This is a genomic window from Candidatus Nomurabacteria bacterium (assembly GCA_023898525.1).
GTDB lineage: Bacteria > Patescibacteriota > Minisyncoccia > Phycocordibacterales > UBA918 > OLB19.
The window spans coordinates 452550-465586 of the sequence record CP060227.1 but is presented as its reverse complement, the minus strand read 5'-3'; the positions used below and the strand labels follow the sequence as shown (position 1 = coordinate 465586).

Genomic DNA, 13037 nt, shown 5'->3' with positions numbered 1-13037 from the left:
TAACCATGTCGGGAATTAAAGATCAGGAAAATATCGACGAGCTACGAAAGCGTCTTTACGATCGTGGTTGGCAAGATAAAAGTGTAAAAAGGCATGATCTTACTAAAACATCAATCGATGTTAAGCGGGGTTGGGGAAGTGAAGTCGCAAGTCAAATTCCGGCTAAAGAAAATATAAGTACACACGACAATCCACCAGTGACCCAACTGCCACCAAATGAGTCTGAGAGTATAGTTTCACAAATCTCCGATACAATTATTCAAAATGATAAAGATGTTGTCGTTCCTCCTCCTAAGAAAAACCGAACTTACCGAACCATCATTCTTCTTTTTAGTTTGGGAGTTTTGCTGCTGTCGGTTATCGGTTCCGCTATTTATATATTGTTGGGTGGTAATCAAATATCAGCCAACAATATCAGCATTTCTATTGAAGCGCCATTTTCAGTGGCGGGTGGCGATACAGTTCCGATTCAGGTGGGTATTACCAACCAAAACTCCATTCCGATTGAATCAGCTACCTTGATTCTAAATTATCCGCCAGGAACAAAGTCGGTTGAGGAAGGTAATCGCGACTTGTATGAAGATCGTTTGCCGCTTGAAGATATTGAAGCGGGTGGAGTGGTTAATAAACCAATCAAGGTCATAATGTTTGGTGAAGAAAATGAAGACAAGGAAATAAAGGCAACAATTGAATATCGGGTAAAAAATTCCAACGGTACTTTCTACAAGAACGCAGAACCGGTTATGGTTAAAATAAACTCTTCTCCCATTGTGATTCGGACTGAAGCGGTTGAGAAAATTTCTTCCGGACAGGAGCTTGAAGTAACTTTGACTCTTTTATCTAACGCTATAAATCCAATGCATGATGTATTGATAACCGCTGACTATCCCAACAGCTTCTCCTTTTTGAATGCGGTACCACAGACAACCTATGGTCAAAATAGTTGGCTTCTAGATGAAGTTCTTCCTGACACTGTCTATACAATTACTTTTAAAGGTTTAGTCACCGGACTAGCTAGCGAGGCGGCTGAGATACAGCTTAAAGCTGGTACGCCAAAATCAGATAATCAAACTGAATTAAGTTCTGTTTTGACGCAGACTAAAGTAGGGTACACAATTGAGAATCCTTTCATAGATGTGACCGTTGGTATTGGTGGTGATCGCGATGGAGCGGCTGTGTTGGCGGCTGGTGCAGATGCTAATGTTGAAGTTCTTGTAGCCAATACTATGAACGAGACTTTGTATGATATGCGGGTAGAGTTGGTGCCACGAGGGAACTTAATCCGCGATGACAATTTGGATATTTCCAGCGGATTTTATGATTCAGTGACCAAAAAAATCAATTGGGAAATTGCTGGAATGAAATCTTTGACAGAAGTACCACCTGGAGAAAGTCGTAAGTTTTCATTTACCGTGAAGCCGGACAAGGGACAGAGCACTGGCTCGTTTGATTTGTCGGTGAAGGTCTTTGCCAGGCGGGTAAATGAAGCTAATGCCAATGAAAATCTAGTTGGAACAGCGGTGGCTGAAGCTAAGTATTCTTCAGAAATACAAATTGCCGGAGAAATAAACCATACTAGTAGTCCGTTTGGTGACGGTGGACCCGTCCCACCAGTGGCTGGGCAGACAACTGACTACACTATTACACTAGTCGCGACTGCTGGGGTTAACGATATATCAGGCGGAGTGGTGACTACTGCTTTACCTCAGTATGTAAGCTGGGCAGAGAGAACTAGTGGTGATGGTGAAATTGAATTTAATCCAGTTTCTAAACAAATTAGCTGGAGGGTTGGGAATATGTCAGCTCATCAGCAAAAGCAAATCAAGATGCAAATCAAGCTCTTGCCAAGTGTGACACATATTGGTAAAACATTGACACTGCTGGAAGCTCAGGACTTTCGGGCCACTGATCGGTTTACCGAAGTCGGTCTCAAAGCTAGGGCTATTAAGTTGGACAATAATCTTTCGGAAGAACTAGGTTTTTCTGAGGGTAACGGTCGAGTACAGGCAGAGTAGTGTTAATTTCTGAAGATTATGAAAAACGACAAAATGGAGAAGATAGTAGCGCTTTCAAAGCGACGAGGGTTTGTATTCCAAGGAAGTGAGATTTATGGGGGGTTGGCTGGGGTTTTTGATTATGGTCCAAATGGAGTTGAACTTCTGAATAATTTGAAGCGAGCTTGGTGGAAGGCAAATGTCTACGATAAAGAAAATTATTTTGGGGTTGATTCAGGAATGTTTAAACATCCAAAAGTATGGGATGCTAGCGGACATACGTCAGGTTTTTCTGATCCTTTAGCTGAGTGCCGTGAGTGTAATACACGGATTCGAGTCGACAAAGAACTGGGAGCCATTGGTGTAACGGCAGATGAGAAAATGTCGGAAGAGGAAATCAATCAACTTTTTGATGCTAACCGTGATAACATCCAGTGTCCTAAGTGTGGTAAGAAAAATTTTACACCAGCTCGTGCGTTCAATTTGCTTGTAAAATCAAATCTTGGAGATTTTACTTCAAAAGGAGATAATCCCGTGTATTTGCCAGGGGAAGCTTGTCAAGGTATTTATCTAAATTACAAAAACATTCTCGATACCATGTCACCAAAGCTACCGTTTGGTATTGTGCAAATTGGTAAGGCATTTCGTAACGAAATTTCACCACGCAACTTTCTTTTTCGTACTCGTGAAATGGAGCAAGCAGACACACAACTGTTTGTTAGACCACATGAAAACAAAGAAGCCTACGAGCAAGTAAAAAAAGATCGTTGGGATTGGTATCTTTCTATCGGTATAAAGCCAGAAAATCTTCGCTTTAAACAACATGACAACCTTGTTTTTTATGCGTCTGATGCTTGGGATATAGAATATAATTTTCCAGGTCTTGGTTTTGATGAACTTGAAGGTATTCACGATCGTACTGATTATGATCTTACACAACATATGAAGTTTTCCGGAGTTGATCTTCGCTATACTGACCCTGAGACAGGTGAGAAGTATATTCCGTGGATTCTAGAAACATCTGTTGGTATGGGTAGAATGTTTATGGCTGTTATTTCAGATGCGTATTATGAAGATGAAATTGATGGTAATGTACGAACGGTCTTAAAACTACATAAAGATCTGGCACCATATCGGGTAGCGGTTTCACCGCTTTTGAAAAATAAACCTCAGTTGGTTGAGAAGGCTAGAGAAGTATTTAAACACCTAAAAAAGAGCTTCGGTAACGTTGCCTTTGATGACAACGGTAATATTGGCAAGCGTTACCGTAGGCAAGATGAAATCGGCACACCAGCTTGTGTGGTGATTGACTTCGAAACTCTAGGAGAAGAAAAACCAGAGCTAAAGGATACTGTGACAGTACGCGACCGTGATACTGGCGAGCAGACAAGGGTGAAGATCGACGAGTTGGTGGAGTATCTAAATAAATAATAGATGTATAGGTTGTATTAAAAAAGCGGACGGCGCCACAGGCGCCGTCCGCTTTTTTACCACCGAAACCTATGCTAAAGTAACCATACTATGTCAGACAAAAAAGCTAAATATATCACCACCACTTTACCGTATGTAAACTCCGATCCACATATTGGTTTTGGGCTTGAAGTGGTACAAGCTGATGCTCTAGCGCGATATTATCGCTTGCTTGGTCATGAGGTGTTTTTTAATACTGGTACCGATGAACATGGACAAAAGATTGCTCAAAAGGCTGATGAAAAAGGGGAGGATAGGCAGGCTTATGTTGACCACTATGCCAATGAGTTTAGGAAATTAGCCGACCCTGAGACTGGTCTCAATCTTTCTTTTGATAATTTTATCCGTACCACTGATGAAGGGCACAAAAAAGCAACAGAAGAGATCTGGCGACGTTGTGCTGAGAAAGGTGATATCTATAAGAAGAAGTATTCGGGACTTTATTGTGTGGGATGTGAGTCTTTTAAGGTGGAGTCAGACTTGGTGGATGGAAAATGTCCTGATCACAACCAAGAACCTGAACTAATAGAGGAGGAGAACTATTTTTTCAAACTATCTAACTACCAAGAATATTTGGAAGAATATTTGTCTAAAGAGGGAGTGGTGCTACCGGAGTGGCGACGCCAAGAAGCGCTTAATTTTGTAAAAAATGGTCTAGAAGACTTTAGTATCTCGCGCGAAAAGAAGCGTTTGAATTGGGGAGTACCGGTACCGGATGACGAAGACCAGGTTATGTACGTGTGGTTTGATGCTTTGACCAACTATATTTCTACGCTCGGTTGGCCAGATGAAGAAGGGGATTTCAAGAAATTCTGGACAGAGGGTGAGGTGTTGCAGCTAGCTGGAAAAGACCAGGTACGTTTTCAGTCGATAATGTGGCAAGCAATGCTGAGGAGCGCGGGAGTAAAAGCGACTGATAAAGTGGTTTATCATGGCTTTATCAATAGCGGTGGACAAAAAATGAGTAAGTCGCTAGGGAATGTGATTAGTCCGTATGAAATGATTGAGCGTTACGGTGTAGACGCTACTCGTTATATTCTACTTCGTCACGTACATCCATTTGATGATTCAGACGTAACTTGGGAAAAAATGGACGAATGGTATACCGCCAACTTGGTAAATGGCCTTGGTAACTTGGTGGCTCGGGTGATGAAAATGGCGGAGACGCATCTAGAAGAACCTGTAAAAAGACCAGAAGCAGTGGGCTTTGATACTGAATATGAAGAAGCTTTTGTAAATTTTAATTTTCAGGCTGTTGGCGACTTTGTTTGGAAGAAAGTTGGTGAACTAGATGAATATATAGCAATTAACGAGCCGTTTAAAGTAATAAAGACTGATAAAGAGAAGGGAATAGAAATGGTAAAATATTTGGTAAGTGAATTATATAAAGTTGGCCGATTATTAAATCCTATTATGCCTGAAACTAGTAAAATAATTAAAGAAGCTGTTTTGGCAAACAAAAAACCTGAGAATTTGTTTGGTCGACTAGAAAAATAAACATGCAAAGCGTTGAAGAAATCTTAAAAAGAAATAGTCGAGTTGAGCTTGATAAAGCTTGGGAAACTAGCAAGACTAGAAAGGTGATTATTGCCCTTATAACTTACTTCACCGCCAGTATCTTTCTGTTTATTATTGACAATAACGCACCTTTCATAAACGCTTTTGTGCCAACCGGTGGTTATTTACTTTCAACGTTGTCTATGCCGCTGATAAAAAAGTGGTGGGTTAAAAACTATATAGATAAGTCAGTTAATATATTAGATTAAAATACAAATAAACATATGAGAATCTTAGTTTTTGGTGATAGTAATACTTTTGGATATCATGATGGTGAAGCTGGGGGGTGGTGTAACCGTTTGTCTCTTTTGGCACATAAAAAGATTGTAGATTCAGATTATGAATATAGTACTTCTGTTTTTAACTTAGGTATTTCAGGGGATAATTCTCAAGACCTACGCGAGAGAATCGAGGTGGAGTTAAAAGCCCGATTGACAGATCAAGACGGAGCAGTTTTGTTGGCTATTGGAGTAAATGATAGTCAGTATGAGATAAAAACAAATAAAAACCGAGTGTCTACAGAGGATTTTGAGAAAAACCTTATATTTTGTATTGAAGAAGCCAAGAAATATACGGCTAAAATTTTCCTACTCACTATACTGCCAGTAAATGAGGAGTTATTATCGCCAATGCCCTGGAAACCAACTCATGCTTATAGTCAGGATTATATAGATAAGTATAACGAGGTTATTAAATTAGTAGCAGAAAAACAGTCGGTGAAAGTAATAGACGTATCTAATGTACTTGTAGACTCTTTTAAAGATTATTTTACCGATGGTATCCACCCAAATGCTGAGGGGCATAGGCTTGTTTATGAGAGAGTAAAAGAGGTGTTGGAGGAAGAAAAGATTATTTGATAAATATCTAAACTGGTAGTTTGATACTTTCAGGGTATTGATATTGTGGTATTCTACTTTAATTATGAAATACACTCACATTGACACCCATACCCATCTCAACCTCTCAGCTTTTAAGGAAGACTTGGAGGAAGTTTTGAAGCGTACTCGCGAGGCTGGGGTGGCGCATATCAATGTCGGTACCAAAGACACTACTAGTAAAAAAGCGGTGGAGATAGCAGAAGCTAATGACGGAGCTTGGGCGATTGTTGGTCTTCATCCAATCCAGACTACTCCCGGACATCACGATGAGGAAACGGTAGGTGAAAATGGTCAACCTTTTACCGCTAAAGGTGAAGAGTTCGATACTGAGTTCTACTGTGAGCTAGCCAAGAGTGATAAGGTGGTTGGGATTGGGGAATGCGGGTTTGATTATTTCCATTGTGGGCCGGAGACTTATGAGATCCAGGAGCGAGCATTTATAAAGCAGATTGAACTGGCCAATGAGCTTGGTTTGCCGCTCATGATCCATACTCGCGATCCAAAACCGGGTGGCGTCAGTCCGACCGGGCGTAGTGTCTACGAAGATGTGTACGAAACATTGAAAAAATACGCCAAAGTGCCGGGTAATGTGCATTTTTATGCCGGTACCTATGAGCAGGCTAAGAAACTTTTTGAACTTGGGTTTACCGTGTCTTTCACTGGAGTAATTACTTTTGCCAAGGTTTATGAGGAGGTAGTACGAGCGGTACCGCTAGACCTAATGCATGCTGAGACCGATAGTCCGTATGTGGCACCAGTGCCGCATAGGGGTAAGCGCTGTGAGCCGATGTATGTGAAAGAGGTGGTAGAAAAGATTGCGGATATCAAGAATTTGCCGGTAGAGGAGGTAAGAGAGCAGTTGCTGAAGAATGCAGAGAAGTTGTATGGTATTAAATAATTATTATCTGTTAGCAAAGTGTCATCATCTGTTGCTCGAAAGTGACAGCTAAAGAACCACAACAAATAACCAAAACTACACAAAAAAGGTGCTATCAGCTAAACCAATCAAATCAGCCCGACCGTGCCAGCCACCATCCTGAAACCAGAAGTCGGTGATGTCACGGTTGTAGACATCTGTGTCATTTCACTTTTTATACCCAGCAACACATCACATTTTTAGGAAAAACAAACGACTCTATCAAAAAAGTTACCGCACACTTTTACTATCATAACCCAATGTTATTTCACCGGTAACAACGTTAAGAGTGTAGCTAAATGATGAAGTAATGGTCTCTTCTCTCTCTACCATGTCTATTCGGCCTATATGAAAATATAGGTTTTCGTCGCTACCAAAACCGGGTGATATTGTACTGCCAAGTAATACAGCGGCAGTTGTAGTCATCGAATACCCCTCTCTAAGCCTATACTTATGTAGTACCTCACCGGTATCTTTGGAAAGAATAATAAATTCATTGTATTCAGATGGTTTATATCGTGGACACTTGAGCGGTACGTTTGGTAGGTCACTCATCATTTCTTTGGCACAAAACTCACTTTCAAAATCATCGTCGTAGTGGAGAACGGTAACAAAACTATCGTTTAATTGTGAAAAATGAATATTATGCTTTTTAATTTTTTTCTCTTTATCCGACAATTCCGCCACTCCATCTTCCACCCTAACCATACCTTCTATTTCCATGGTTGGGTTCCAGTCCTCTCTAGCTTCCAACGAAGCTAAGGTCAGTGGTTTTGGTATACCGAGTACACCAATAGTAGAAGTTGATTCTGATAAATCAAGGTCGTCTTGTATCTGATATTGCGTGTTGTTTAGCAAAAGTCCTGCCGTCACTAACATAACTATACCTAAGATTATAAGTATTAACTTTTTCATGTTCGTACCGTACCACAGCCTTAGGTAAAAGAAAAGATCGCCTAATTTCTAGGCGATCTGTTAAAAAGAACAAATACTACACAAACACAAAGTCAGGAGACGCTAGACCAATAAGTTCAGCTCGACCGTGCCACCCACCATCTTGAAACCAGAAGTCGGTGATGTCACGGTTGTATGAATCAAGATCGAGGTTAGGGTGACGAGAAAATAACAAGTCGCTGGCGATGTCATAACCCCACTGTATTTCAGAGAAGGGAGCGGTGGTGAAATCTAATTCAAACTCAGACTTTCTGTTATTCTTTCTATAAAGTCAATATGGTTTTCAGAGTCATGTTCCTTTGTGTAAATAACAACTCCTAAGTCTTTATCTGGTACATAAAAACTATATTCATAACGAGGAAAATCATTTATTGTGTTTTGCACATCTAAATAAGTGTGTCGCATAAGGATATTATTTTTTGTAACATACTCACATTTACCATTGGAGTAATTAGGTACTCCCGGAACAAAACATTCATCATCCATTGACATTGATTCTGTTGGTGGCCAAGGGAATGCCACTCCCTCTTTCCCAATTTGACTCAACTCATTGCTTTCAAGGCGAACTTTATTGACAGCAAAAATTGCTACATCTGCTAGATTTGAATTATCTCCCCCAAACAAAATTTGAAAATTTTGGCAAATTCTATCATCAGATGCTTTTATTTCTGTACAATATTTAGAAAAATCTAAAAATTTCGGCTGCCCAAACCTTTTATCGTAAGTAAAAGTAATACCTATTTCATTGCTGGTATAAGTAGACTTTTGTGAAGACTTAGTCTCCTCAACAGGGTTTGATACAACAGTATTTACTTCAGTCTCTTGATTATTATCTGATATTATAAAAGCTGATACAGCTATCGCTAAAACCGCTACTAAAGTTATCATTATAATCTTTTTCATGTTCGTACCGTACCACAGCCTTAGGTAAAAGAAAAGATCGCCTAATTTCTAGGCGATCTGTTAAAAAGAACAAATACTACACAAATACAAAGTCAGGAGACGCTAGACCAATAAGTTCAGCTCGACCGTGCCAGCCACCATCTTGAAACCAGAAGTCGGTGATGTCACGGTTGTATGAATCAAGATCGAGGTTAGGGTGACGAGAAAATAACAAGTCGCTGGCGATGTCATAACCCCACTGCATTTCATAGAAGGGAGCGGTGGTGAAATTAACCTGGTTCCAGCTTTGGTCGACGTTCTTTCCGTCTCCACCATAGAGAATGTCATTCCCCGGTGTAGCGGTAAACCAATCAATACCAGTACCACCTATTATGAGATCATCGCCTGAAGTACCGGCAAATAACTCATCGTAAGGATCGGCTACTGAAGGTAAAGTACCGTCACCATCATTAAAGGTGTTTATGACTAAGTCATTCATATTATGCCAAGCTCCAGGGATATTGCCGTAACCACCAAACCACATACCGTCGATATTGTAGTACTTATCAGTACCAAAAGAACCATCGATACTATGTACTCGGTATCCACCATCACCTGTAGTAGTGACGGAGAAGTTGGCGCGAATAGCTCCCGGACCAAAGAGGTTGACTTGTCCACCATCACCTTGTCCGTCAATTACATCATCTCCACCAGAGGCGAGAATGAAATCATAACCGCCACCGGCGTAGATAAATTCATTGACGGCTGAAACTTTGTCCTGCCAGTACTCGTTGGTTTCGGCGGTGTCCGTTCCGTTCCAGATTGGGTCTGGGGTGGGAAAGTCGCCGCCTTGGCCTCCTGAGTCTGTTGAAGAAAAGGTAGGGTTTATTTCGTAGAATTCACCTTTGGTAAAAGTAGAGCTTATATTTTTTGCTACCAATGGTTCATCACTAGATAATCCGATTTCGCTGTAGGCTCCACTAGAAGTATCTGTGTCACCTATAGGGAAACCAATGTCTTGCTTAAAGTCGCCTCCTCGCTCGCGTATACCCGAGTTTAATTCACTACGGGTAGCTATTTTTGCCCCTTCAAAAAGCATGAAGACTGGAGGGGTGTCGACTTGACCTTCACGCAGCCCAGCTTTAGCCGTCATAGTGCCATAGGTTGATGTGTTGTTACCTGCCAACATATGCAGATGCACTGGCCAATTACCACCGGTGTCACCAACGATACCCAACACTTGACCGGCTTTTACTGGTATTGAAGTATCTGTTTCGGGAGGGTTCTTAGGTGTTGTGATAAGGTTGCTTGTTATACTACCTTGCTTTATGTGAGCAAAGGTTACAAACACATCCTTGCCGTCTGTGGTTTTTTGTTCAGCTCGCAAAGTAATTACGTTGCCTAATCCACCGTTACTCACTTCTTTAGAAGCGTACGTATCAGTGGAATAAACTACATAACCATCAAATGGAGCTACTATATAAACTGTATCAGCTACATTTCCACTCCAATCAAAACTTTGTGCATTTTCATCATAATGTGAAACGTTATCGGTCTTTGAGCCAGACATAACAGAGGTTCTTTCAGGATCATAGCGACCTTGATAACTCGTATGTTTAACCAAATTTCCAGAGCTATCGAAAGCTATTACAGGCTGATGTATCACCAACCTCCCATCAACATAATCTCCAGCCTTAAGTATCTCAGTCAGCTCTCCATTCGCTATCGCTAGGGCTTGGTCAGCTGTCCAGTTTACTCTATCGTTATCGGTAATGATTTGTTTGCCTTCATATAATACTTGGTTTCCGGTAAATATAATGCCACTGGGAGCAACTGCTCCTGGAATATTAACCAGTTCACTGTAATTTATGGAATCAAACAAATCTAGGCCGGTTGCGGCTTTGTAAGCCGGCCGAATCAAGAATGCTAGTGTGCTAGGGAATAGGCTAAGGTAGTCAAGATAAGTTTCTATCCCACCAATGGCACCCAAGCCAGTTGCATCCCAAACACCGGCTGCCAACAATTCTCTGGCTTCAAGTGATTGGGCGGCGCTCTTAAGTGTGTTGCTAGCGGCGATTATGTCAGCCGTTTTTGAGATACCTTCTTTAGCGACAAGAGTATTTATTAGATTTTTATAGATACTCAAATCTTCTAAATTTTGGTTATCCGGTGTTGTCGTGATTGCTACATCATGTATTACGATGTCCGCGCGACTTTGGCCTAAGGTAGCACCTGAAACACTGTTTGGTTCGACTCGAATACTAAACACTTCTTGTGCCCAGTCGGTCGGGTCGTCATTTTGCAGTGTTTGTACCGGTATTGGTACCGTAGTTTGGCCCGCTCTGATAGTGAATGAACGATTCACAAACGAAACGTAGTCAGGACTATCTGGATTTCGGTTGGCGTCACCTGACATATCGCCGAGCCAAGTTGAGACCCTAAAAGTCACATCATGGTCGGTGGCTGTCGACAATCTCGCGTACGAGACTGTTGTATCACCTTCGTTTACATCGCCCCCAGCGAAAATATCAAGAATGGGTATGGTTTGTACTTGTGTCGTATTGTATACCGTACCATAGGCGGTATCATCCAAGATCATAACGTCTTCGTGGTACGAGAATAATTTGACATTAATGCGGGTGTCATAAGTTTGACCATCTTCCACAGTATTAATGTTGACGGTGGTTGCTGTCTGACCAGCTTTGATTACACCCTGTACCCACCATGAATTACTAGCTATGCCAGCGGTAGTTGTGCCTTGTACCTGTAGGTACACGGTAGTGTCGTGAGGTACTGGACTTTCCGCTTCTACGATAAATCCCACCTGGCCACCTTCGTAGCCGTTGGTATTCTTAACTCGTATTTCTACGGGGTCCAAAATAGTGACGAAAGCTCGACCGCTACCAACACCGCTATCAGTAATACTGATGTTTGATGGAGAGACATCGTCTACCCATAAACCAATCGCTTCGACTCCTTCATTGATAGTTCCGGCTTGGTAGGTCGACACGGCAATTTGTAGACTAGTTTTACCAGCTGGTATTTCATAGATACGGTCGGTAAATCCTTCATAATCACCGTCGGCTGTGGAGGCTCCGCCACTGGTAATGGTTGAGGCTCTAAAGAAAACACTTTCGGTTAAAGGTTCAGAGAGAACGATCGTAAAAATAGCGCTCTGTCCTTCTCTGATGGTACCATCAGGGATTACAGTAAGAGTTGTCATAATTACTCCTTTATGTATGTAAGTTGTAAAAGAACATGCAGTACCGAGCTGCAGGTTGGGTGCAGTATAGCGTACAAGTTTGTGGGCGACAAAGTTGGTTTTAGAAAGAAAAGAAAGGCCGGTCGCGAAGCGACCGGCCTTTCATTATCTGACCGATCATTTTTTAAATCTTAATCAAAAATCTTAATTAAATACTCGTCAATCTTTCTTTGGTCCCATTCGTAAAATTGGGCATTTTTGCGATGAAGGTCGCCAGCTAGGTCAGTACCGACAAAGCGCCAATGCCATGGTTCATAAATATAAAACTCATTATTCTCAGGGTAGGAGAGAATGAATCCGTAGCGATAGGCGTTGTCCACCAACCATTTATAAGCTTCAGTTTCGCCAAAAGACTGATAGGTGCCGTTGGTAGATTCGTCGGTCAAATCTACTGTAGTACCGAGCTGGTGTTCCGAGTAGCCTTGATCAGCTGAGAAAGCGTTTGAGCCGCTACCGTAGACTTGTGTATATTGGCCCTTCAGATCCTGTTGCTCGTCAAAAGACCGATAAGCTGAAACTATTTTTATGTCGTGACCGGCCCTTTTAGCGGCATCAAGCAAGTCTTCTAAAAACCCAATTGCATCACCGTGAAAATATTGGTCCTTCTTACCCGGCAATATGTATTTATCGTCAATTTGCTTTAATTTGAGTGGGATGAAGTTTTCATTCAAGAAATAAGTACGAGAATATTTTTGTAGTAGTTCCTCATCGGTCTTAGAAAGCTTATCCAAATCTTTTACCGTACCGGAAATAGAGCGAATCTGATCTTCAAAATCATCATTTTTGTTTTTTTCGTGTCTCAGATCGTCTTCGGTTTCTTGCAGCGTTTCTTTGGTCAGAGTCAACTCTTTTGTGAGCTCTTCGGCAGTGTTTTCGATTTGAGTTTTCTCAAAACCAAGTTTTTCCAACGATATCTGGAGCTCGTCTCGCTCAGTATTTAGAGCCAATATTTGGTCAGTCTTTTTGCTGTTCTCTAGGAATAAATATCCTGTTAGGGCAACTAGAATGACAATCAGTATTAACACTACGATTTTAATTGATTTTGTTTTTGGCTCTTGTGACATCAGCTAATTCTAGCATGGTCGCGGTCTTGAACACAGATGATATCTGTGGTAGTGTAGCCG

11 protein-coding genes are annotated in these 13037 nt (G+C 41.4%); 6 read left to right on the top strand and 5 right to left on the bottom strand.

Going from position 1 to position 13037, the window contains the following annotated elements:
* The first annotated feature begins 5 nt into the window (after positions 1 to 5).
* The 6 genes from H6779_02035 (at position 6) to H6779_02010 (ending at position 6797) form a co-directional block, all read left to right on the top strand.
* Complete coding sequence (locus H6779_02035) at positions 6 to 2015, top strand: hypothetical protein (protein USN88204.1); 2010 nt, start codon at positions 6 to 8, stop codon at positions 2013 to 2015.
* Between the two features lie 18 nt (positions 2016 to 2033).
* Entirely contained in the window at positions 2034 to 3425 is a 1392-nt protein-coding gene (locus tag H6779_02030; GenBank protein USN88203.1) for a glycine--tRNA ligase, read from the top strand.
* Positions 3426 to 3515: 90 nt separating this feature from the next.
* On the top strand, positions 3516 to 4961 hold the full coding sequence (locus tag H6779_02025; protein USN88202.1) for a methionine--tRNA ligase: 1446 nt from the start codon (positions 3516 to 3518) through the stop codon (positions 4959 to 4961).
* 2 nt (positions 4962 to 4963) lie between these two features.
* Positions 4964 to 5230 carry a hypothetical protein gene (locus H6779_02020; protein USN88201.1) on the top strand — a complete coding sequence of 89 codons (267 nt, stop codon included), beginning with the start codon at positions 4964 to 4966 and terminating at the stop codon, positions 5228 to 5230.
* 15 nt (positions 5231 to 5245) lie between these two features.
* Positions 5246 to 5878: a hypothetical protein gene (locus H6779_02015; protein USN88200.1), complete on the top strand. Its 633-nt coding sequence runs from the start codon at positions 5246 to 5248 to the stop codon at positions 5876 to 5878.
* Between the two features lie 64 nt (positions 5879 to 5942).
* A complete protein-coding gene (locus tag H6779_02010) occupies positions 5943 to 6797 on the top strand; it encodes a TatD family hydrolase (protein ID USN88199.1) in 855 nt (284 codons plus the stop codon).
* A gap of 249 nt (positions 6798 to 7046) precedes the next feature.
* Here the strand turns inward: H6779_02010 and H6779_02005 are convergent, their stop codons facing one another.
* The 5 genes from H6779_02005 to H6779_01985 all read right to left on the bottom strand — a co-directional run bounded on the left by H6779_02005 (position 7047) and on the right by H6779_01985 (position 12977).
* Positions 7047 to 7730 (bottom strand): hypothetical protein, encoded by a 684-nt coding sequence (locus H6779_02005; GenBank protein ID USN88198.1) that lies wholly within the window; start codon positions 7728 to 7730, stop codon positions 7047 to 7049.
* A 76-nt stretch (positions 7731 to 7806) separates the two neighbouring features.
* Positions 7807 to 7944 carry a hypothetical protein gene (locus H6779_02000; GenBank protein ID USN88197.1) on the bottom strand — a complete coding sequence of 46 codons (138 nt, stop codon included), beginning with the start codon at positions 7942 to 7944 and terminating at the stop codon, positions 7807 to 7809.
* 56 nt (positions 7945 to 8000) lie between these two features.
* Positions 8001 to 8672, bottom strand: a complete 672-nt coding sequence (locus tag H6779_01995) for a hypothetical protein (protein ID USN88196.1) — start codon at positions 8670 to 8672, stop codon at positions 8001 to 8003.
* Positions 8673 to 8748: 76 nt separating this feature from the next.
* A complete protein-coding gene (locus H6779_01990; protein USN88195.1) occupies positions 8749 to 11874 on the bottom strand; it encodes a hypothetical protein in 3126 nt (1041 codons plus the stop codon).
* Between the two features lie 170 nt (positions 11875 to 12044).
* The gene (locus H6779_01985; protein ID USN88194.1) at positions 12045 to 12977 is read right to left on the bottom strand and encodes a D-alanyl-D-alanine carboxypeptidase family protein; all 933 of its coding nucleotides are present in this window, start codon (positions 12975 to 12977) and stop codon (positions 12045 to 12047) included.
* Positions 12978 to 13037 lie beyond the last annotated feature (60 nt).

What these genes read in the sequence shown, in the direction of transcription:
- H6779_02015 (USN88200.1), top strand. Translation starts at nt 5,246, where the DNA reads ATGAGAATCTTAGTTTTTGGTGATAGTAATACTTTTGGATATCATGAT.
- H6779_02030 (USN88203.1), top strand. Translation starts at nt 2,034, where the DNA reads ATGAAAAACGACAAAATGGAGAAGATAGTAGCGCTTTCAAAGCGACGA.
- H6779_01985 (USN88194.1), bottom strand. Translation starts at nt 12,977, where the DNA reads ATGTCACAAGAGCCAAAAACAAAATCAATTAAAATCGTAGTGTTAATA.
- H6779_01995 (USN88196.1), bottom strand. Translation starts at nt 8,672, where the DNA reads ATGAAAAAGATTATAATGATAACTTTAGTAGCGGTTTTAGCGATAGCT.
- H6779_02005 (USN88198.1), bottom strand. Translation starts at nt 7,730, where the DNA reads ATGAAAAAGTTAATACTTATAATCTTAGGTATAGTTATGTTAGTGACG.
- H6779_02035 (USN88204.1), top strand. Translation starts at nt 6, where the DNA reads ATGTCGGGAATTAAAGATCAGGAAAATATCGACGAGCTACGAAAGCGT.
- H6779_02020 (USN88201.1), top strand. Translation starts at nt 4,964, where the DNA reads ATGCAAAGCGTTGAAGAAATCTTAAAAAGAAATAGTCGAGTTGAGCTT.
- H6779_02025 (USN88202.1), top strand. Translation starts at nt 3,516, where the DNA reads ATGTCAGACAAAAAAGCTAAATATATCACCACCACTTTACCGTATGTA.
- H6779_02010 (USN88199.1), top strand. Translation starts at nt 5,943, where the DNA reads ATGAAATACACTCACATTGACACCCATACCCATCTCAACCTCTCAGCT.
- H6779_01990 (USN88195.1), bottom strand. Translation starts at nt 11,874, where the DNA reads ATGACAACTCTTACTGTAATCCCTGATGGTACCATCAGAGAAGGACAG.